Annotated in this window: 14 protein-coding genes; 4 read left to right on the forward strand and 10 right to left on the reverse strand. The window is 41.1% G+C overall.

What is annotated here, in order from left to right; genetic code table 11:
- The 3 genes from PQ479_RS16645 to PQ479_RS16655 all read right to left on the reverse strand — a co-directional run.
- Positions 1-963: hypothetical protein (locus PQ479_RS16645; protein WP_273717102.1), on the reverse strand; the 963-nt coding region annotated here is incomplete at its 3' end.
- Between the two features lie 1,233 nt (positions 964-2,196).
- Positions 2,197-3,546, reverse strand: coding sequence for a C40 family peptidase (locus PQ479_RS16650; RefSeq protein ID WP_047987003.1), 1,350 nt, complete (start codon positions 3,544-3,546; stop codon positions 2,197-2,199).
- Positions 3,547-4,073: 527 nt separating this feature from the next.
- Entirely contained in the window at positions 4,074-7,154 is a 3,081-nt protein-coding gene (locus PQ479_RS16655) for an efflux RND transporter permease subunit (RefSeq protein ID WP_047987002.1), read from the reverse strand.
- Positions 7,155-8,113: 959 nt separating this feature from the next.
- On the opposite strand from PQ479_RS16655, the gene PQ479_RS16660 reads away from it, so the two are divergent.
- The 3 genes from PQ479_RS16660 to PQ479_RS16670 all read left to right on the forward strand — a co-directional run bounded on the left by PQ479_RS16660 (position 8,114) and on the right by PQ479_RS16670 (position 11,768).
- Complete coding sequence (locus PQ479_RS16660; RefSeq protein ID WP_053070274.1) at positions 8,114-9,670, forward strand: S1C family serine protease; 1,557 nt, start codon at positions 8,114-8,116, stop codon at positions 9,668-9,670.
- Between the two features lie 173 nt (positions 9,671-9,843).
- A complete protein-coding gene (locus PQ479_RS16665; protein WP_047987001.1) occupies positions 9,844-10,950 on the forward strand; it encodes a metallophosphoesterase in 1,107 nt (368 codons plus the stop codon).
- A 311-nt stretch (positions 10,951-11,261) separates the two neighbouring features.
- Entirely contained in the window at positions 11,262-11,768 is a 507-nt protein-coding gene (locus PQ479_RS16670; protein WP_053070273.1) for a sigma-70 family RNA polymerase sigma factor, read from the forward strand.
- Between the two features lie 319 nt (positions 11,769-12,087).
- On the opposite strand, the gene PQ479_RS16675 is transcribed toward PQ479_RS16670, so the two are convergent.
- The 7 genes from PQ479_RS16675 to spoIIID all read right to left on the reverse strand — a co-directional run bounded on the left by PQ479_RS16675 (position 12,088) and on the right by spoIIID (position 19,863).
- A complete protein-coding gene (locus PQ479_RS16675; protein ID WP_047987000.1) occupies positions 12,088-12,417 on the reverse strand; it encodes a hypothetical protein in 330 nt (109 codons plus the stop codon).
- A gap of 331 nt (positions 12,418-12,748) precedes the next feature.
- A complete protein-coding gene (gene fabZ, locus PQ479_RS16680; protein WP_047986999.1) occupies positions 12,749-13,171 on the reverse strand; it encodes a 3-hydroxyacyl-ACP dehydratase FabZ in 423 nt (140 codons plus the stop codon).
- 1,972 nt (positions 13,172-15,143) lie between these two features.
- Positions 15,144-16,058, reverse strand: a complete 915-nt coding sequence (locus tag PQ479_RS16685) for a DNA-directed RNA polymerase subunit beta (protein ID WP_083991136.1) — start codon at positions 16,056-16,058, stop codon at positions 15,144-15,146.
- Between the two features lie 35 nt (positions 16,059-16,093).
- Positions 16,094-16,933, reverse strand: coding sequence for a flagellar hook-basal body protein (locus PQ479_RS16690; protein ID WP_047986998.1), 840 nt, complete (start codon positions 16,931-16,933; stop codon positions 16,094-16,096).
- Between the two features lie 116 nt (positions 16,934-17,049).
- A complete protein-coding gene (locus tag PQ479_RS16695; protein ID WP_047986997.1) occupies positions 17,050-17,880 on the reverse strand; it encodes a flagellar hook-basal body protein in 831 nt (276 codons plus the stop codon).
- A 582-nt stretch (positions 17,881-18,462) separates the two neighbouring features.
- Positions 18,463-19,467 (reverse strand): rod shape-determining protein, encoded by a 1,005-nt coding sequence (gene mreB, locus PQ479_RS16700; protein WP_047986996.1) that lies wholly within the window; start codon positions 19,465-19,467, stop codon positions 18,463-18,465.
- A 108-nt stretch (positions 19,468-19,575) separates the two neighbouring features.
- The gene (gene spoIIID / locus PQ479_RS16705) at positions 19,576-19,863 is read right to left on the reverse strand and encodes a sporulation transcriptional regulator SpoIIID (protein ID WP_047986995.1); all 288 of its coding nucleotides are present in this window, start codon (positions 19,861-19,863) and stop codon (positions 19,576-19,578) included.
- Positions 19,864-20,332: 469 nt separating this feature from the next.
- Here spoIIID and PQ479_RS16710 point away from each other — a divergent pair, with 469 nt between their 5' ends.
- Positions 20,333-20,893 carry a hypothetical protein gene (locus PQ479_RS16710; protein ID WP_273717103.1) on the forward strand — a complete coding sequence of 187 codons (561 nt, stop codon included), beginning with the start codon at positions 20,333-20,335 and terminating at the stop codon, positions 20,891-20,893.
- Positions 20,894-21,077: the final 184 nt, after the last annotated feature.

The raw sequence follows: 21,077 nt of genomic DNA on the forward strand, positions 1-21,077 counted from the left end.
TTCTTCTAGTTCTTCTTCATCTTCCTCGCTGTCATCTTCTTCTTCTAGCTCTTCATCTTCTTCCTCGGTATCATCATCCTCTTCTAGCTCTTCATCTTCTTCCTCGGTATCATCATCCTCTTCTAGCTCTTCATCTTCTTCCTCGGTGTCTTCTTCTTCATCTTCTGGGTCGTTTTCTTCCTCTGGCGGTTCTTCTTCACCATTTCCGTCATCGTCCTCTTCGTCATCATCGACCGGCTCTTCGTCCTCGTTATCATTATAATCAATTTCTAATTCGTTAAGGATGGGATTAGAGACTTCATCAACATCAACAATACCGTCAGTTAATGCTGCTTTAAATATGTAAACTCCATGATCTAAAGCACGATCTTCCGTCTCAATTCGGAAATTCGCTGCATAATGTGTTCCTTCTTCGATCGGTGTTAAATCAAAAAACTCATAGTAACCATTAATATCAAAGACAACACTATTAGTAGCTCTATTAATTGATACAAAATCATCGGTCGGATGGTCACCTGGGCTTTTCGTTCTTACCTGGTCGTTCTCAATGACGTAACCCGCCATGAAAAAGCTCGTAATAATCCCATTTACTACAGATTGATCATCTAATAAATAGGCCAATTCACTTGGAAATTTCACTTGATATGTTAAGTTACTGTAGGTTTCAAAATCAAAATGAGCATCGCTTGTATTATAAAAATGATGAGCGGTCGTCTCGTAATAATCATTATGAGTGTAACTCATGTAAGTAAGTCTATCCCAAGGAGTCATCAAGTTCGATGTTTGTGCATAAGCAACACTATAACCACCAATAACAGGAATCGAACTTGTATAGTTAAGGATCGCAGGAGCTGTAGAGAGGGTCAGTGAAGCAACCGTCAATGCTGCTACATTTCTAGTAAAACGCATTCTTTTCTTGTTCCTTTGTTGCATTTTTTTCTTATAATCTACTTTTCTTGACAATGTTTATCACCCTTTTACAATTTATTCCTCCATACCTTATCAACCTCTTTCAAAATATTCAAATTCGCAAAAATCAGTCTAATAATCCTAGATTCGTTTATCATTTTAATAGTTCTTTATTTTCAAACGTGAATAAAAGACTATTTTTCTCATTCTAAAGGTCATAAATACACTTATATGTTGATTTAAAAGACGGTAAATATGACAAATTGAGTAAATTCATGTAATTATAAGAATTTTATATTATTACATATTTTATCGTAAGTTTTCCGTATTTTTATATAAAAGTGCAACATTGAGCGTTAATTACCGCTACTGAAAATCATGCTGCTCGTCCTGCGGGAGCATTCGCATGTCTCGCCCGTTAGATCAGCTAAATCTCCATTACATACATCCCCTTAACAGGGAAGGTTGCTTTCAACAGACATGTGCTCACTTCTGGTGTATGCCTATTATATCTAATAGGTAAGAGTCAGATTAATTACCCCTCACATCCAGTCCAGAACATTTTGAAGGAGTTAAGTGACTAGTCAATAGAAGTACTTATGAAATGTGAGTGATTTTAGCTTTTAATTGGTGGCACTTCTGTCAATTTTTCTTTTTCGTTCGTTTACTTAGTGGTTGCGGATCTGTTATTGGATAATACACCCTTCTTGTGCAGATACTGACTCACTTCTCATTAGTATTTGACATGTTCGGCTCTTTTCGTGCACTTACTACTACTATTCCCCACAGTAACTGACATGATTCGCCTTTTACGTGCACTTACTACCGCCCTACCACTCAGTAACTGACATGTTCAGCTCTTTTCGTCCACTTACTACCGCCCTACCACTCAGTAACTGACACGTTCAGCTCATTTCGTGTACTTACTTCCTCCCTACCACTCAGTAACTGACACGTTCAGCTCTTTTCGTGTACTTACTTCCTCCCTACCACTCAGTAACTGACACGTTCAGCTCTTTTCGTCCACTTACTACCTCCTTAACCTTTAATAACTGACATGTTTAGCCTTTTTCGTGTACTTACTTCCTCCTTCACCTTCTGTAACTGACATGTTTAGCTCAATTCGTGCACTTACTACCTCTCTCACACATCACTATCTGCACATATCCCTCCCTTTTGTACACCTACTCCACCTACCCACCACAATATTTGCACATAACGACAAAAAACCTAACCCCCGACTCACGGGGCATTAGGTTTTTCTATATATTGAATTTTTAGTGCTAATTAATGAAGTCGCTTTGCTCCTAGATAACGGGCTTTCCAATATGAGTTGTCCATGCTTGTAATCGTTACACCTGTGGATGAACCACTATGAATGAACTGATTGTTACCGATATAGATACCGTTATGCGAAGGTCCATTCGTATAGGTTTCAAAAAATACGATATCCCCTACGCTTGGTTGAGAGACAGCTGTGGCTGCATTCCATTGTGTCGCAACTGTTCGAGGAATCGAAATGCCTTGTTGGGCAAAAACATATTGAACAAATCCGCTACAATCAAAGCCAGATGGTGTCGTTCCACCCCAGACATAAGGGGTGCCGATATGTATCGAAGCTTCCGCAATCATATTTGTGACAAGTGCCGCTGGTGAATTTTCTACTGCACCACCTGAATTGCCACCGGAACCACCTGTTTGTTGTTTTCCATCTTGATTGGTTGCTACTTCTTTTAATTTGGTCAGTGTCTTGGGACCGGCAATTCCATCTGCCGTTAAACCGTGTGTACGTTGGAAGTTACGAACTGACGCTTCCGTATCTTTTCCATAATAACCGGTTGGATTTTGATTAAAAACACCCACCGAACGAAGTTGGGATTGGAGAGCATGGACTGCATCGCCACTACTACCTACACGATAAATACCTGAAGTTACTGGATTTGATGGCTGTGTTGGTTTTGTTTGATTATTATTCTCTGATGGTGCCGTTGGTGTTTTCGGCTTCTCACCTTTAACCGCGCTCGCTAAAGCTTGGATTGTTTGTGGACCAACAATACCATCTACCTGAATCCCTTGACTTTGCTGGAATTGACGAACGGAAGCTTGTGTGACCGTTCCGTAATAACCAGTTGGATCCTGATTGAAAACACCGACAGATCGTAATTGTGATTGTAGCTCTGTTACGGCCGAACCTGTACTTCCAATTCGATATATACCTGATGGAATCGATCCTGCATTTGATGGTTGGCTCGTTTGGGCAGGTGCTTTTGGTTTTGTTTCTTCTTTTTTCGGTGGAGCTACATCCGCCGGCTTTTTTGCAGCAGCTTGTCCAAGTGCAGCAAAAGTCTTCGGACCAACAATACCATCTGCTGTTAGGTTATTCGCTCTTTGAAAGTCTTTGACTGCATCAAGCGTTACCGTTCCAAAGAAACCTGTTGAACGCTCATATGTAAAAAAACCCTTCTCCGATAACAAATCCTGTAAATCTACCACATCCGGATGTGACATTCCTGAATGAAGCATTTGATCACCAAGAGCAGCATCGACAACCGTTGGTGATGCAAGTGCTAATCCAGTTGCCACGGTGGATGTCATTACTACTTGCTTAACCGTTGACTTCCTAGCCTTTTTCCCCATTATTATACCTCCCTATGTTCTTTTTTTTGTTGCGATAATAAGGACTTTTAAGCTATATATAAGAGTATGACTATTATTACTTTAAAAATAGAACTGGTTAATATGACTTATAACCTACTTATTTATAGATATTTTACTTCATTTATCACCAAGTAGCTATAATTGTAATGAAACTGTAATAAACTTGGATCAAACGACCTAGTCCTATAGACTATTTATCTAGTAAAAAATAAGACCTACTATAATAAAACTAGATAAAAAATCTCACAACGATGATTCTTACCCGTTATAATCTTTAATTAAACGTTTAATTAAGGACTTATGTAATGTTAATTAACCATAACCTTCGATTCACTTTTACTACTATTCGTAACTTTTTAAAATCATGATACAGAAAGCCTTTCTCTTTAGTCACCCTTCCGTTAAAGCGTTTAAGGCTAAATATTGATTTACAAGACAAAAGAGCCAACCGTATGTGGATTCCATACTTAATTGGCTCTTTTTCATTATTTACTTATTATATTTGATTAGTGCACCGGTTGTTTCTGCTCCTTCCCCTTCTTCCACCGGTTTTGCATGAGATAAAGGGCTGGCACGATAAATAAGGTTAGTACGGCAGAAAAGGTAATTCCTGATACGATTGTAATTCCAAGTGGCTTAAATAATGTGTTGTTGCCAAGGGCGATTGGCATTAAGCCTGCTATGGATGTTAATGTCGTTAGTATAATCGGGCGGAAGCGTTGATTGGCTGCTTGTATGACCGCTTCCTGAACGTCCATCCCCTCTGCTCGGCGTTGCTCGATAAATTCGATTAAGACAATTCCGTTTCTTACGACGACCCCTGCTAAACTGACAGCACCCATCATCGACATGAAACCTAGACCTGTCTGGGTAATAAATAGACCTAGTAGGGCTCCAGCAATCGCTAAGTACACAGAGCTGAAGATAATTAACGGTATCGTTAAAGAATAGAACTGAATGACAAGAACAATCAAGATTAAGAAGATGACCACGATAAAGATTTTGCCAATATCAATAAAGACATCTGTTCGTTGTGAAGTCTCTCCACCAATTGAAATGGCATATCGTTCTTCATCTGCAACTGTTTCATCAATGGCATCTGAAGCATCCGCTAATATATCATCGGCTGAGCGATCGCCGGGGTAAGCTCTCACTGTAATCGTCCGCATACTATTTTTGTGCGGGATTTTTGGCTCGATTGTTGTTTCCTCCACTGTAACTAAATCTTCTAAAAGTGTTGCCTGACCTGTTTGGCCGGTAACCGAAATCGTACTAAGCACATCGGCTGGCTCTTGCCAGGCACCGCTAAAAACGAGTCGCATGTCGAGTAGATCGTTGCCCTGCTGAAGCTGACCAACAGGTATACCTTCACCGACAAGTCTTAGGGCTTCCGCCAGGTCCTCACTTGTCACTGCATTCTCTTCTAAGGCCGTGCGGTCTGGTACAAAACGATAAGCGGGCTGTGCCTCACCAACATCGTCTTCAACCGATAAAACCCCCTCTGTACTTTCTAAAATTTGCTGGACTTCCTCAGACAGCTCCATTAAGCGGTCGATTGAATCACCACTGATTTCTATAGCAATTGGTGCTCCTACTGGTGGCCCAGATTCAATTATCGTCGCATTAAATTGAAGACCTTCAAACTCTTCTGGTAATCGTTCATTCCATTCATTCATCGTTTCTCGTGTTGTTTTCTCCGTTCGGTCTATAAAGACAAAAAAGTTCGCTTGGTTACTGCTTGCTACGCCTCCACCACCAGCTCCAAATAAAGCAGGAATTTCTGTCCCTAGATAGGTCGTCACCGACTGAACATGGCTTTGTTCATTAAACCATTGCTCTAGTTCTAACGCCTGTTCCTCAGTCGCTTCAAGTGTCGATCCTTCTGGTAAGGACATTTCGACAAATACTTCATTTCGATCCGTGTCAGGGAAAAATTCTAATGGTATCCATGGTATTAATACATAAGCGGCTGTTCCAAAGGCAAATCCGACAATTACGACGAGTACTGGTTTTTTGGTTACACGGCGCATTAATTTTTCACTATAAAAATCGGCCACTCTATCAAAAGCTGGACCGAGTAAACCTGCCGAACGCTTTGATGCTTGTTTTTGCTTCTTTTCTAAACGTGATTCACGCATCATTCTATAGATTGGAACAAGCATTAAGGCAAATAAGGTCGATGCCACAACGGTTGAAATTAATACAATCGGTAATGGTTTCGCAAACTCTCCGGCCGCACCTGGTAAAAGTAGTAATGGCAGGAATGTAAAAGCGACCGTTAATGTCGATGTAATAACTGAAATCGATACTTCTTTTGTTCCATTTACGGCGGCTTCAAACGGCCCATCTCCAAGTCGTCTTCTTCGGTCGATATTTTCATTAATCACAATGCCGTCATCAACTAAAATCGTAAGAGCGATGATAAAAGCGATCAAGGAAATTTGGTTAAGGTCGACACCAGCAAAAGGTAACAGAATAGAGCCGATACTTAACGAAATTGGAATCGCCAAGGCAACACTTAATGAAGTCGATGGATTTAAGCCTAACGAACAAACGAGTAAAACGGCGCCTACTGCAATCGCAAAGGATATAGCTAAGTCTCGAAATAGCTCTTGTACGAGGTCAGCTTGTGTATACAACAATTCAATTTGAACGCCTTCTGGTAAATCGGCGGCTAATTCCTCAACAAAAGGCGTCAGCTGATTTTGTGTGCTCGTTACACTCGCTCCTTCTTTCAGATAAAAAGTAAGTGCTAATGCCTCTTCACCAGCAAAACGAACTTTTTCTTCTGCTGGCTCAAAATCATTCACAATCGTAGCCACATCACCGACACGAAGGATTTCTCCATCTGGACTTGCTCCTAAAGGGACATTTTCTAAATCACTAATCTCTTCATAGGTTTCGAGCTCTATATAAAAGGACCCAGATCCTTGCTGCCACTCTCCAGGAGGCGTCGTACTGACTTCTCCAAAGAGCACACCTAATAATTGATCGGTCGATATTTGAGCATCTTGCATAGCTTCTGCATCTACTTCGATACGTATTTCTTTTTCTCGTAGACCTTGTGATTCAAACGAGACGATATTCGGAAGCTCACTTAAACGATTTTGATAATCATGTAAGACCTGTTGAACCGCCTCCATTTGTTCAGCCGATTCAAAGGTCAGTTGGTAAGTAGCAAGCCCCTGCACACTCAAATCATTATTGAATTGAGGAGCAAAAGCATCCTCTGGGAAAGCCTCTTGTGCATTGGTAATTCGTTGACGCACCTCATTCCAAACTTGATCCTGATCCTGTAGCCCATCCTGAAGTTGAATCGTCAAAAATGAAAAGCCTGGACTTGAAACCGAGGTGAGCGTCTCAATTTCATCGATTTGATTCAAATTTGTCTCAAGCTCATTCGTAATTTGTTGCTCTACCTGTGAAGCAGAAGCCCCTGGGTACACTGTACTAACTTGGGCAATCGCCAAATTTGTCTCCGGTATTTCTCGCTGCGGCAACTGCAAAAAGCTCAATACCCCGACTATTGTAAACATTAAAAAGAACATGATCGTAACTTTGCGTTTTCGAATTAACCAAGCAATCATCGCTGCTTTGACCTTCTTTCCTTATTTAAATGAACGCCTATTGACTAAATGAATAATAATGGACCTAAAAATGCTTTTTGGTAACTTGAAGTCGTGCTTATGTGATATATTTCCGACTTACATGAATGTACAGCTGCCACTGAGTGCTCTGGGATCGTTGCTAGGGCTGGTTGGTGTGTGGCTATGCTGTAGTATTGTGCCTAGATAATGGACTATTTTGAGGTTCTAACTTTGGTCCATTTGGGTGCTTTTTGGTCCACTTCAGGTGTTTATTTTTACTGGAAGTGGCTGCTTCCCTCTCTATACGGCCACTACTACCTTTCTTTTCTACTCGAAATGGCCGCTTCCCTCCCTTTGTTCGATTACTTTTATCTACGCTAAAGTGTCATAAACTTCCTTATGTAACTTTTCCCCCTCTCGCAGAGCCCTCATCAAACTATGTTCACCATATCTTCACTCTACCCTCCTATTCCTGAAAACAACCCCAACATAATAATTCCGATCAAACCAAACTTGTGGCACCTCACTAAAACAAAGGGTCCTCGTTTTGCTTTAAACGTTCCTTTCTTCCTCTATAAATAATCCATGTTCTAATCCCCATTTTCCCCTCTAAATGTTTAATCAATTGAAAAATAAGGAATAGATTACTGATTCCAACAGAAGATTGTGTTCAGAAACGAATTAATAATGGGCTCATTATATATGACATTTACCGTAAATATGAAACTATTTGTTCGGTGAACCCGTCTTATATATAGAGCCATTCAGACTTATTTACCCCAAAAAGACACATCGTACTCTTAAAAACTAGCTACTTTTTTCTATATTTTTATTTTAATTGTCCCAATACTGATAGCACTTGTTATAATGTGGGTATACTATTGATAGATTCGGATACATAACGGACTCTATCCTTTCGTTGAACCGATCTCTAAACAAAGATAGAAGGAGGGTATTTGATGAGCAATCGACCAAATGAATTCGATAATGCCAACCCTTCTCTTTTTTCGAAAATAAATAAACGTAGCCTAATCTTCATTTCCTTTTTTGCCGCTTTACTACTCGCAGTCGTTATTGGTTTTGGATCTTATTACACAAATGCTAACCAGACACCAAAAGTCATGAACGAGCATGTAACTGCAAGTATCCAGACCCAACCAAAAGATACGAGCACGCCTGATTTTTTAAAGGAAAATGAAGAAAAAACCGTAGTACCAGATGAAGAGGAAAAAGAGGAACCGGTTGAACATAACGATCAAACTATCGTTATCGATGTTGATACAGATGAATCAGAAGATAATACAAATAATGAAGAAATAAATAACGAAGAGGACTCTTTAGATAACGAAAAACAAGAGGTAGAAGTAGAAAATGACACTTCCACTGAAGACGAAAAAGCCGATTCAGATAGCTCCGACAGCGAAAAGGACGCCGAGGAGAATGGAGAAAATGAGCAGGAAAAGCTAGAAAAAGAAAAAGAAGAGCGTCGTCAGTACCTACTTAGTGAAATTAGAAACCAAGTCTTCACCATATACTCGACGACCCACCAAGGTTCAGGTTTTCTATATAACGACCAAGGGATTGTGATTACCAATGCCCACGTTGTTAAAGGAGACCTTCATGTAGACGTCGAAACTCAGGAAGGTACAGTCCATGTGGCTGAAGTAATTGGTTATTCAAATGAAACAGATGTAGCTGTTTTACTAGTTAATGATTTTATTGGGAAAAGCTCCGCACCGCTCGATCGCGCCAATCAATTAGGCATTGGTGATGAGGTCATTACATTAGGGACACCTCAAGGAGAGGGTTTCCGAATGACAAGTGGTCAAATAACAGAAATCGGTATTAATTTTTCCATTGATAGTTTTTACTATATGAATATTTATGAATCTTCTGCAAGAACCCAACCTGGTAGCAGTGGTGGACCACTTATCTCACTTGAGAGCGGGCAAATTGTAGGTATTAATTCAGCCATGGATAAAAATCGAGATAGTATCAGCTACACCATTCCACTCTTTACAGTTGATTCACTCATTCAGGAGTGGGTACAATCACCACTTCTTCAAGACGAGTTGCTTGTTTTATATGGTGATGACAGTGCGATTGTTATTGATGACTCAGATACACAAGGCAATGAGGAAGGTACTCCGCGTGAGGAAAGCGAAGCAAGTGATAGTGTAAGCTCAAGTACACCTTCTTCTAGTCAAAGCAATAACTCGAGTGACCGGGACAACCAACAAGAAGATAATGAACAACCAAAAGAGCAAGTAGAAAAGCACGCTGAACAAGAAAAGGAAGAGACCAATTCTTTAGATAAAACATCTTCAAATAACAAAACGGCAAAGTCACTTCAAAAACAAAATGAACTGCAGGCCGAAATTAATGAAGAGCAGCCTAGTTTAGCGGAAGAGCCACAACAGGAAGAAAACCATTCAGCTTCTAGTAACCAGACAAATACGGTGGATGAACATCAAACTCGTTCGACATCAGAAACAGCTACGGTGGATAACGAATAGCTTCAATTTATGTACCAAACACCCATCTTGGAAAAAATGGGTGTTTTTTATGCCCCTCTCCAATCTCATGTCATGAAAATTTCTTTGAGAATGAAGGGCTTTCAGTTTACATTTTATATCCATCACATGTATGCTATTTTGGGTAGATGATATTTAATGAAAGGATTTGTTTTATGGCTATACTTTATTTCCTATTATTCATTTTAATATATAGTTCTCTTTGTTTTTATGCGGGTTTTAATGGTTGGCGTTGGCTTCAAGCCGCTTTTTCGTTCACGTATAAAAAAACCTATATCCTGATTATTGTTTTATTCTCGTCCGCTTACATAGCCTCTTATTTTATTCCTTCAATACTTTTAGAGTTAATCGGTGGTTATTGGCTGATTATCGTTGGATACAGTCTCATTCTCTTACCACTCGTTAACCTTATTTATTTTGCTAGTAAAAAAAGATGGAAAGTACCATTAGGTTATGTCGTGTCTGCCTTTTTGTTATTTGTCATGATTTACGGCTCTTATAACGCTTGGTCCCCTGTCATTCGAGAGTACGAAATTACCATCGACAAATCGATTACAGAAGAAGACCAGGAGTTGACGGTTTTATTAGCAGCAGATCTTCACATTAACGATATCATTGGCGAAAATCACATGCAGCGGCTCGTTCATTTATCCAAAAAAGTTGAGCCAGATATGATTTTAATACCTGGGGATATCATTGATGATAATATCCAGCCCTATATTGACCAAGGAATTTCTGATGTAATGCTACAGCTGCGTGCACAGTACGGGGTCTATGCCGTGCCAGGAAATCATGATTATTACGGTGGAGATTTAATGCGTTTACGGGCTGAGCTTGAGCAAATCAACATACCCCTTCTTATGGATGAAGTCATTATATCTAAAAATGACATTGCTATTGTTGGGCGTGAGGATTTAACTAACTTTGACAGAGCTTCGATTGCTGAGTTAATCGCCGACATCCCTGAAGATATGCCTATCATTATGCTCGATCATCAACCGGTGGAGATCCAAGAAGCAGCCGAACATGGTGTCGACCTGTTAGTTTCTGGCCACACACATCGCGGCCAAGTTTTTCCAGCAAACATCATCACCGGTTTATTGTTTGATAATGATTACGGTCATTTACAAATCGATGATTTCCATTCCTTTGTTACATCTGGCTTTGGCTTTTGGGGACCAGCCGTTCGCTTTGGCACCCGCTCTGAAATTATGGTTATCAACATCACCTTTACCGGTGAGCAAGCAAGTGAAACTGAGTAAGTTTTTCCATTTATAGGTTACGAATTCTTAGGATTCATTATTGTTCAGTGACGACAAGTACGCATATACTTGTCGTTTTTTCGATCGTGATTCAGGAAGTTTTGTAGCAGTTTACGAATTTCATTGATAGTGGCTAAATCAGGGACTTAGTCATCTGTAAACTCATCAAATCCCCTACGGATAACGCCAAAATCAATCACTTTTTGTTTGGGGTTTTTACAAAATCCCCTTGTGATCGATCATGATATTTACATTAAAGTGAAGCTACCGGTAAAAAATTGAAAGCTAGTTTTCAAGTTATGGGGTTTTAATTGGAGAAAGGTGATACATTTGAAAAGGTGCTAGTAAGCTATGAACCAATGCTTAAAAATCAACTTAAGAAACTTCATATTTATAAAGAACACGAGGATTATTATCAAGTGGCCCAAATTCTTTTATGGAAGGCCTACCAACAATTTGATGCAACAAAAGGAGCTTTCCCAGGCTACGCCCAACATTTAGTTCGTTGTGGACTCATTGACCACTTAAGGAAGGAACGAATTTATGAAGACCGTCACGAAATGATAGAATGGGATTCAAAGACGGAAGGTTTGCTTGGCTTTTTCATTCAAGAGGAAAACCATCCCCTATTAGATGAAATCGAGGAAAGGTACAAGCATTTATCTAAGCGCGAAAAAATATGGTTGATAGAAACCTTCATCAACGATCGGAAGCTCAGCGAAATTGCTCACCTCTATCAAGTTTCCAAACATACAGTCAGCAGCTGGAGAAAAGCTTGCTTAAAGAAACTTCGAGGTCCAAGATTGTCGAACGACTAATGCTACGTTTACCAAAAGGAATAGTTTTAAACAGATATCCTGTCATATCTTTAGATGACACCTACATGTTTCATCAATTCTATTGACAGATTAAAGGAGTTTTACTTTTTATTTGTTTGTCACTGATCATTTGCTGTCAATTCTAGCTATTATTTCCCGAAAAATAATAGAGTTTCTAGAAATACTGAACATCTCATCGACAAACGTAACGAGACACCCCTGCTTCAAACACATTTCGCTATTTTCGTCACTTATTATGCAAAAAAAAGATGCTCAAAGGTCGAAATGACCGATGAACATCTTTTTATATTGATCTATATTATTCTACATCTTCGCCTTCATCGTCACCTTCTAGGCCACCCATGTCATCTTCTTCACCAAAGCCGTCGTTCTCATCTTCAACGCCGCCCATGTCACCATCTTCACCGAAGCCATCATCTTCAAGACCGTCTTCTCCTAAACCATCGTCTTCAAGTCCATCTTCACCTAATCCGTCATCTTCTAATCCGCCATCATCCGTTGCTGGATCTTCAACAGATGGGTCCGTTCCTGGCTCTGTTGCTGGATCCTCTGTTCCGTCTCCGCCACAAGCTGTAAGGAGACCTAAAGACACGACTGCTGCTGCTGATGTTAATAAATATTTTTTCATTTGAAATTACCTCCAATAGTAAATAAAGCTCAGATTTTTAGTATGACTAACCTTATTTGTATCGCTTATCTGTTAGTCTGATTGTATCTTAACAAGGATTATTTTTGGCGTCTATAGGTTGCAGGTTTCTTTTGCAATGTCATACTACATCCAGACTTTGTCACAAATTCTCCCATAAAAAAGTGGGAGAGGTTTTATAATTGAGAGGTTTAAAAGTCGCTTTATGTGGGTTTAGGGGGATTTTTGTTTTAGGGTGAAAGTTCGAGTACCAGCTATTTGCGATTAAAAAAAAGCTTGTCCATATTCAACAAGCTTTCGTTCTTAAGTTGCTTTATTTTAAGGCAAATGTCATTTCTGCTTCAGCCGCTACTTGGCCATCAACAGTGGCCACACCTTTCGCTTTTGCAACTGGTCCCTTCATCCGTGTAATTTCAACTTCTAAACGAAGTTGGTCTCCAGGTCGTACAGGCGTCTTAAAACGACAGTTATCAATCTTAGCAAATAACCCAAGTTTGCCACGGTTTTCTTCTTTTTGGAGCATCGCGACTGCACATGTTTGGGCTAATGCTTCCACAATTAAAACACCTGGCATAACTGGATATTCTGGAAAATGTCCATTAAAAAACTCTTCGTTAGCCGTTACATTTTTAATACCGACTGCACTATGACCAACTTCACATTCAATCACCTTATCCAATAACAAAAAAGGATAACGATGCGGAATAATCTCTTTAATTTCATCAATTCCAATCATTCTATACATCCTTTCAAAACTAGTTTGATTTATTATAACATAAAATCAGGTAATAGTATCAGGTGATAAAAGATGAGGTTTTTTTATATGAAAGTTAGTTCATGCTGGTATGCGGAGTTCTACTCATCGCTACCGAAAATTACCACGTCTCCTGCGGGGTGGCGCTGAGCTAATCGGCTACGCCGCTGGATCTCAGCTCTGCCACTACTTCCCGCGGGAGCTTTTCTCGAGAGAGTCTCCGCATGTTTTCGTTCGCTGGGTACTGCTCATTCTCAAGGTCAAAATCATACTTACAACAAAAATTAAAATGAATAAGAACTAAAAACAAAGGCGAAATGATCGAAGTGCCAACAGTTAAAGAGTCAAACACTACTTTCATTTTTGTCGGTTTCGGAGCGGTTTTGGCTTCGCCATGTCGGTTTTTTACGAAAGTTCATAGGGTGATGCACGGAAACTCGTCAAGTTCACTACCAGTATGACAGGTTACGACTAATCATTAAGCTCAAGAGCTCATTGTAACATCATGCCCCTTGAGTAACTGACATGATTAGACCTTTTTGTGTAGTTACTCACCTTATTCCTTTGAGTACCTGTCTCGATCAGCCTTTTTCGTGCAGATACTCCAAGGGTTGGACTCCTTATCTTCACATTAACCCCCTTTTTGTGCAGATACTCCAAGGTTTGGCCTCCGTATTTTCACATTAACCCCCTTTTTGTGTAGATACTCCAAGGGTTGGCTTCCGTCTCTTCACATTAACCTCCTCTTTGTGCAGATACTCCAAGATTTGGACTCCTTATCTTCACATTAACCCTCTCTTTGTTCAGATACTCCGAGGGTTGGACTCCTTATCTTCACATTAACCCCTTCTTTGTGTAGATACTTCAAGGTTTGGCTTCAGTATCTTCACATTAACCCTCTCTTTGTGCAGATACTCCAAGGTTTGGCTTCCGTATCTTCACATTAACCCCTTCTTTGTGCAGATACTCCAAGATTTGGCTTCCGTATCTTCACATTAACCCTCTCTTTGTTCAGATACTCCAAGATTTGGCTTCAGTATCTTCACATTAACCCTCTCTTTGTGCAGATACTCCAAGATTTGGCTTCCGTATCTTCACATTAACCCTCTCTTTGTGTAGATACTTCAAGGTTTGGCTTCAGTATCTTCACATTAACCCCTTCTTTGTGTAGATACTTCAAGGTTTGGCTTCCGTATCTTCACATTAACCCTCTCTTTGTGTAGATACTTCAAGGTTTGGCTTCCGTATCTTCACATTAACCGCCTTTTTGTGCAGATACTCCAAGATTTGGACTCCTTATCTTCACATTAACCCTCTCTTTGTGCAGATACTCCAAGGTTTGGCTTCCGTATCTGCACATTAACCGCCTTTTTGTGCAGTTACTCCAAGATTTGGCTTCCGTATCTTCACATTAACCCCTTCTTTGTGTAGATACTCCAAGGTTTGGACTCCTTATCTTCACATTAACCCTCTCTTTGTGCAGTTACTCCAAGATTTGGCTTCCGTATCTTCACATTAACCCTCTCTTTGTGCAGTTACTCCAAGGTTTGGACTCCTTATCTTCACATTAACCCTCTCTTTGTGCAGATACTCCAAGGTTTGGCTTCCTTATCTTCACATTAACCGCCTTTTTGTGCAGATACTCCAAGGTTTGGCTTCCGTATCTTCACATTAACCGCCTTTTTGTGCAGATAATCCAAGGTTTGGCATCCGTATCTGCACATTAACCCTCTCTTTGTGAATGATACTCCTAAGGTTGGCGTCCGTATCTTCACAAACCTTATAAATCGTTAAGATCGCGATAGATGACTTTCATCTTTGTTTGTGGCGGAGCTGTCTTTGACTCCGACATGGGCCTTTTATGGAATGCCTTATGAAATGAGCCTTACTTAGTTAACTTTCATATTTAAAAACCACACACCTCGCAATAGGTGTGTGGTTTTTGAATTTCCTTTTATTCGTTTCCTCTGATTATATCTAGGATGTGGTACCAAATTTCTGGTCTGATGGCGTCGGCGGGTTCTCGTCCTCCGATGATTCCGTAGCCGACCATTAAACCGAGAATGAGGCTACCACCAAATAGTGCAACAACAATAGGGATTCGAAGCCATAGGGGAATGAGACGAATTCGACCCTTTCGTTCTTTTGGTCCTCCAGAACGGCTCTCCTTCTCTTTCTCCTGTTCCTCTTCTGCTTCTCCTTCATCCTGTTTTAACTTTTCTCGTCGTTTGGGTGACCTTGTTTGCTTTTCCTTGTTAGAAACAATAGCAGCTGCTGCCGCATGTTGCCCGTCTTCCGCTTCCTCACTCTGCATCGACGTCGACTCAGCCTGATCAAACTCGTTACTTGTTTGGGAGTCTGCTGCTTCCTCATGATGGTCAGTCGTTGCTTCTGGATGCTCAGCTTGTTTACTCGTTTCAGAATTCGCTTGGGCTTCCGGTTGATTCGTCTCTTTGGCATCGTTAGCTTTTGGCTTTGAAACAAACAAACGTGGATGCTCTTCGTCTTTTTTAGCATCAGATTCGGTTCCATCCGAAGGTACTTCATTTGCAACCTCGGTTTCTTCGTTATCTGTTTGTTGGTTATCCGGTTTAGGTTCGTTTGTTTGTTCAGCTTGTAATGACTGATTGGATTCATCTTTTGCCGCATCTTCTGACATTAGGTTCATTTTTTCACCAGGATTATCCTGAAGTGATAAAGGTCCTTGAGTGGGAAGCTCTTGAGAAGAGTCAGTAACTGAATCAGCGTGCTCGGCTTTTTCACTGGAAGACTCCTGCTCTTTGGCTTCGGTTGGATGCTTTGCTGCGTTATTTAATTGGTCGCTTGAAGCGTTATTCGTTTCTACCGATTTGTTGTCTTTTTCACTCATTGGTTTCTCCTTGAACTAATCAGATTCCACAATCATTAACCTCGAATACCATTAACTAGACCAGACATTTGATCGGCCATTGAGATTGCTCTTGAGTTGAACTGATAGTGTCTTTGAGCCACTAATAAGTCACTCATCTCTTTAGCCATATCTACATTCGAGCTTTCTAACGTTTTTTGTAAAACGGCGATTTCTGCTACGCCAACATCTTCAACTATATCTGCTTCAGCATAACCTAATGCTTCCAAATCAGCAAGTGCAAATTGATTTTCGCCAGCTGGCACAAGTGCTTGTGGATTATGTACTTGTCTAATACCCAATGTCCCGATATTTTCTAAGCTTCCATCTTGCATCGTTACAAAAAGCTGTCCATCTTGTAGTTGGAAAGATGTGAAGTCCTCAGGGATTATCATTCTTTCTCCATTATTATCGAGTAGATAATCACCGTTTGCCGTCACAAGTGTTAATTGCTCTGGATTTTCACTATTAGCAGTAATATAGAAATTACCTGCCCTTGTTAACCTTTCTTCTGTCCCCGCACCGTCTGAGGACTCAATTCGGAAAAAGTGGTTCGCCGTCGTTAAGGCAAAATCTAATTCGCGACCTGTGGTTTGCAAAGAGCCTTGTTCAAACTGTAGGACGGTTTGCGCTATTTTTGCTCCGCTCCCAACTTGAAGGCCAAGCGGCGTTAATCTGCCGACTTCCATTTGTGGATTCGATTGGCTATGAAGCTGCTGGGAAAGTAAATCGTGAAAAGCCGATTCTCTTCGTTTATATCCAACCGTTTGACTATTAGCCATATTGTGAGAAATACTATCTATCTGACTTTGAATTTGATTCATCGTTACACTAGCTGTAATCATCGCTCGGTTCAATTTCTTCACCACCTTCTTAATTTTTTTGTGATATGGATTAATGAACATTTGCTTGAGCCTATGCTCCTTCATCCTTATACGCCCACTTTTTTGTTCGTGGTGTCATGTTGCACTCATTAGCCAAGGCGTCCGATTTCATTGACGGCTTTTTGTAAGCTTTGGTCATATGCTTGAAGAACACGCTGGTTCGCTTCAAAGGCACGATATGCATTCATCATTTCTGCCATGGTTTCTGTCGCATCAACATTCGACCTTTCCACAAAACCTTGTTGAATTTGGTAGGTGACTCCATCTAACCCAACCGCTTGAGGAAAGCCTGCTTCAGCTTCTTCTCCATCATAAGCGAGTAAGCCACTTCCTTCTCTTCGTAATTCGAGCGGGTTAGCTACGTACACAACGCCAACTTGTCCAAGAATTTCACCTTCAGATGATGAGATAACGCCATTCTCATTCACATTGAAAAAAGTACTGCCCACTTCAATTTCATTTCCATCCGTATCCAAAACGCGGTGACCAGCTGCCGTTGTTAACATGCCTGCACCGTCGACCGTAAATTGACCATTTCGTGTATATCGTACAGCACCATCATCGCCGGTAACAGTAAAAAATAAAGAACCTTGGGCACCGTCTTCACCCTCTGGCAACACGCCTTGTAGTAACGCTAAATCAGTCGGATTACCTGTTTGGTTTAAATCACCCTGTTTGAAGTTCGGAACTTGCTCTTGCATATAGACACCCGTCGCTATGGAGCCAATTGTAGGATTTTGCTTTACCGGTCCCTCTCCCGTATTCATCGCTTTAAGCATCATATTCGGAAACGATCGAATGGTAGCCTGGTCTGCTTTAAACCCTGCTGTTTGCACGTTCGCTAAATTATTCGTTAACATCTCTTGACGTTGCTGTTGAGCTATCATACCTGCAGCCGCTCCATACATACCTCTTAGCATCCTTACACCTCCATCCTCTTTGAGTTCATCGAAAAATTACTACTATGTATATATCGGATTAATCGTCCATTTTTTCTGTTCATTTGCTTGTCAAAATCATATTCACATAGAAATTAGGTCTTTTTTTATAAAAAGTTGCTGCCAATGCTCGTCCGATCTTTCATCCTAATCTTCCGTGGTGCAGCCTAATTCACTTCCCCACCAACAATGATGAATTTTTAAACATTTGCCTCGTCGTTTACAACTCGCTTAGTATTAGGAGTCGCACGAACAAAAAGGAGCAATATCTAATAAGGTCATCTTTACAAGTTGAGTGACCAGCTAACTTCCAGGCACAACCTGTCGGCCCTTCATAGTCCTGTCGAATCCAGCACTCACCCTAAAAAAGAACGTTCTGATACTACTGTTAAATGCTAAGGACTTATATGGGGTAGGACGGAAATGTAAATGGACGGAAAAGCATGACCAGTGTTGGACATGCTCCTTTTATATATGATGCTACTTCTTTTTGGATTGATCTAGGTTGTTCAGGTTCATTCAATATCAAAATTTGACGACCTCAAACATTAGAAAATACTGATATTATATTTGGACTCGTTTTTTCGACATTTTGTCGAGGTTTTCTAAAATGATGCCCGTTCCCTTCGCTACGCAATGCATAGGCTCGTCCGCGATAAGAACTGGTACTTTTAGTTGATCAGCGAGCAATAAGTCGATTCCGTGCAATAATGCTCCACCGCCTGTTAAAATAACCCCTCGGTCGATAATATCTGCTGAAAGCTCTGGAGGAGTTTGCTCAAGTACTTGCTTAGAAGCTTGTACAATGACCGATACCGATTCTTGTAATGCCTCTTGGATTTCGTCCGAATTGACTGATATCGTTCTTGGTAAACCGCTTACCATATCACGACCTCGGATATCAATCTCTTCACTACGTGCACCTGGAAACACTGTTGCTACTTCCTTTTTGATATTTTCTGCTGTTCTTTCCCCGATCAACAGTTTGTATTTCTTTTTTACATACGTAAGAATATCTTGATCAAAACGATCTCCAGCAACCTTGATCGAAGAGGCGGTGACGATATCTCCCATAGAGAGAACGGCAACATCGGTTGTTCCACCGCCTATATCAACGACCATGTTTCCGCTTGGCTGAAATATATCCATTCCAGCACCGATTGCGGCTACCTTAGGTTCTTCTTCTAAGTACACATTTTTGCCACCGCTCTTTTCTGCTGCTTGACGAATGGCTTTTTGTTCAACTGACGTAATATTAGTTGGGCAACAAATCAGAATTCTTGGTTTAGAAAAAACACTTTTCAGTTTAATTTTATTAAGGAAGTGCTTTAACATCGATTCTGTTAATTCAAAATCTGCAATGACCCCATCTCTCATTGGACGAACAGCAACAATATTTCCTGGTGTACGGCCGACCATACGGAATGCTTCATCCCCTACTGCTAGGACACGATTCGTTGAAGTTTCTACTGCGACTACGGACGGTTCATCAAGTACAATACCATTACCTTTTACATAAATTAGTACGTTTGCGGTTCCTAAATCAATTCCAATATCTCGACCAAACATGATTCATTTTCCTCCCTGTTTTCCGAACATCATATTCATAATGAATACGATTTACCTAGTAATAAATTTTATCACAAAAGGGCTTAACAGGGATAGCTTTTTCGGAATTTATTGTCTAGTTTTGACGACTTTTTCAATCGGTTCGACTTGCGATTTCTTATATTTGACCTTCGTCGCTTCACCACCTCTTAAATGGCGAATAGACTTGTGGTACTCAAGAATTTCCTTGACCTCATTTGCTAAGTCTGGATTTATCTCCGGCAACCGTTCGGTCAAATCCTTGTGTACGGTACTTTTCGAGACACCGAACTCCTTTGCAATCGTTCGAACCGTCTTTCGGGACTCGACTATATACCTGCCAATCTTGATAGTACGCTCTTTGATGTAATCGTGCACACGACTCGCCTCCCTAAATCTGTGTTAGTGATTGGTACAGTTTATTAGGTTGGCTAATGAGATATACCACTTTATTCACAGGACAAGACTTGTTTTTATACAATTTGCGTTATTTCATATTGCGAACAAGCTCTCTCTTTTTATATTCGAGCTTGTTCGCTTGGCGATGGTGGGGTGGGACGTGGGGTATACCTTTGGGGGAGGTATGCCGTGGGGTGTGGAGGGGGCCGTGGGAGTAAGTGTGCGAATAAGGGCTATCATGTCAGTTACTTGAGCAGAGGGGGGCTGGTATGTGCACAATAATCCAGCTCATCAACCTATATCTTACCTTTACTCGGGCTTCCTCTTCCTTTTCCAGCTCGCAACCCCGTGATTCGGCGTTTGCTCGGGCTTCCTCTCCCTTTTTCAGCTCGCAACCCCGTGATTCGGCGTTTGCTCGGGCTTCCTCCCTTTTTCAGCTTGCAACCCCGTGATTCGGCGTTTACTCGGGCTTCCTCTTCCTTTTTCAGCTCGCAACCCCGTGATTCAGCGTTTGCTCGGGCTTCCTCTTCCTCTTCCTTTTCCAGCTCGCAACCCCGTGATTCGGCGTTTACTCGGGCTTCCTCTCCCTTTTCCAGCTCGCAACCCCGTGATTCGGCGTTTGCTCGGGCTTCCTCTTCCTTTTCCAGCTCGCAACCCCGTGATTCGGCGTTTGCTCGGGCTTCCTCTTCCTTTTTCAGGTCGCAACCCCGTGATTCGGCGTTTGCTCGGGCTTCCTCTTCCTTTTCCAGCTCGCAACCCCGTGATTCAGCGTTTGCTCGCTGATGTTGCTACTTCTTGCCTTCTCCTACAACAACTCTGCCTTTTTTCACTCGATGTGTTGTTACTTCCACGCTTCCCCTACAACATTAGAGCCCTTTCCCGCATCTGGTGTTGCTACTTCTCCACTTTTCCGCATCTAAGCCTACCTTTGCTCGGATTCTTCGATCTTCCTCACGCTTTTTCACCTCACCTCCCAGCCCCCATGTGTCGCGATTCAGCTATTACTTAGACTTCCTCTCTCTTCCACCCGCTCACACCACCGCACTCCCCGCCCCAGCTTCCTCACGCTTCTCTCACTCACACTCCTTTCCTCACGCATCCCCATCCTTCCCACCTCATTCACCCCTCTCACAAAAAAAAATAAAAAAGCCGTACAAGAAGGCAACCCTTCTCATACAGCTTTTATTTTACAT

It is taken from the genome of Alkalihalobacillus pseudalcaliphilus (assembly GCF_028610675.1).
In the GTDB taxonomy this organism is placed as follows: domain Bacteria; phylum Bacillota; class Bacilli; order Bacillales; family Bacillaceae_D; genus Alkalihalobacillus; species Alkalihalobacillus pseudalcaliphilus.

What these genes read in the sequence shown, in the direction of transcription:
- mreB (WP_047986996.1), bottom strand. Translation starts at nt 19,467, where the DNA reads ATGTTTGGTCGAGATATTGGAATTGATTTAGGAACCGCAAACGTACTA.
- PQ479_RS16650 (WP_047987003.1), bottom strand. Translation starts at nt 3,546, where the DNA reads ATGGGGAAAAAGGCTAGGAAGTCAACGGTTAAGCAAGTAGTAATGACA.
- fabZ (WP_047986999.1), bottom strand. Translation starts at nt 13,171, where the DNA reads ATGATTGGAATTGATGAAATTAAAGAGATTATTCCGCATCGTTATCCT.
- PQ479_RS16685 (WP_083991136.1), bottom strand. Translation starts at nt 16,058, where the DNA reads ATGAGTGAAAAAGACAACAAATCGGTAGAAACGAATAACGCTTCAAGC.
- PQ479_RS16660 (WP_053070274.1), top strand. Translation starts at nt 8,114, where the DNA reads ATGAGCAATCGACCAAATGAATTCGATAATGCCAACCCTTCTCTTTTT.
- PQ479_RS16665 (WP_047987001.1), top strand. Translation starts at nt 9,844, where the DNA reads ATGGCTATACTTTATTTCCTATTATTCATTTTAATATATAGTTCTCTT.
- PQ479_RS16695 (WP_047986997.1), bottom strand. Translation starts at nt 17,880, where the DNA reads ATGCTAAGAGGTATGTATGGAGCGGCTGCAGGTATGATAGCTCAACAG.
- PQ479_RS16655 (WP_047987002.1), bottom strand. Translation starts at nt 7,154, where the DNA reads ATGATTGCTTGGTTAATTCGAAAACGCAAAGTTACGATCATGTTCTTT.
- PQ479_RS16675 (WP_047987000.1), bottom strand. Translation starts at nt 12,417, where the DNA reads ATGAAAAAATATTTATTAACATCAGCAGCAGCAGTCGTGTCTTTAGGT.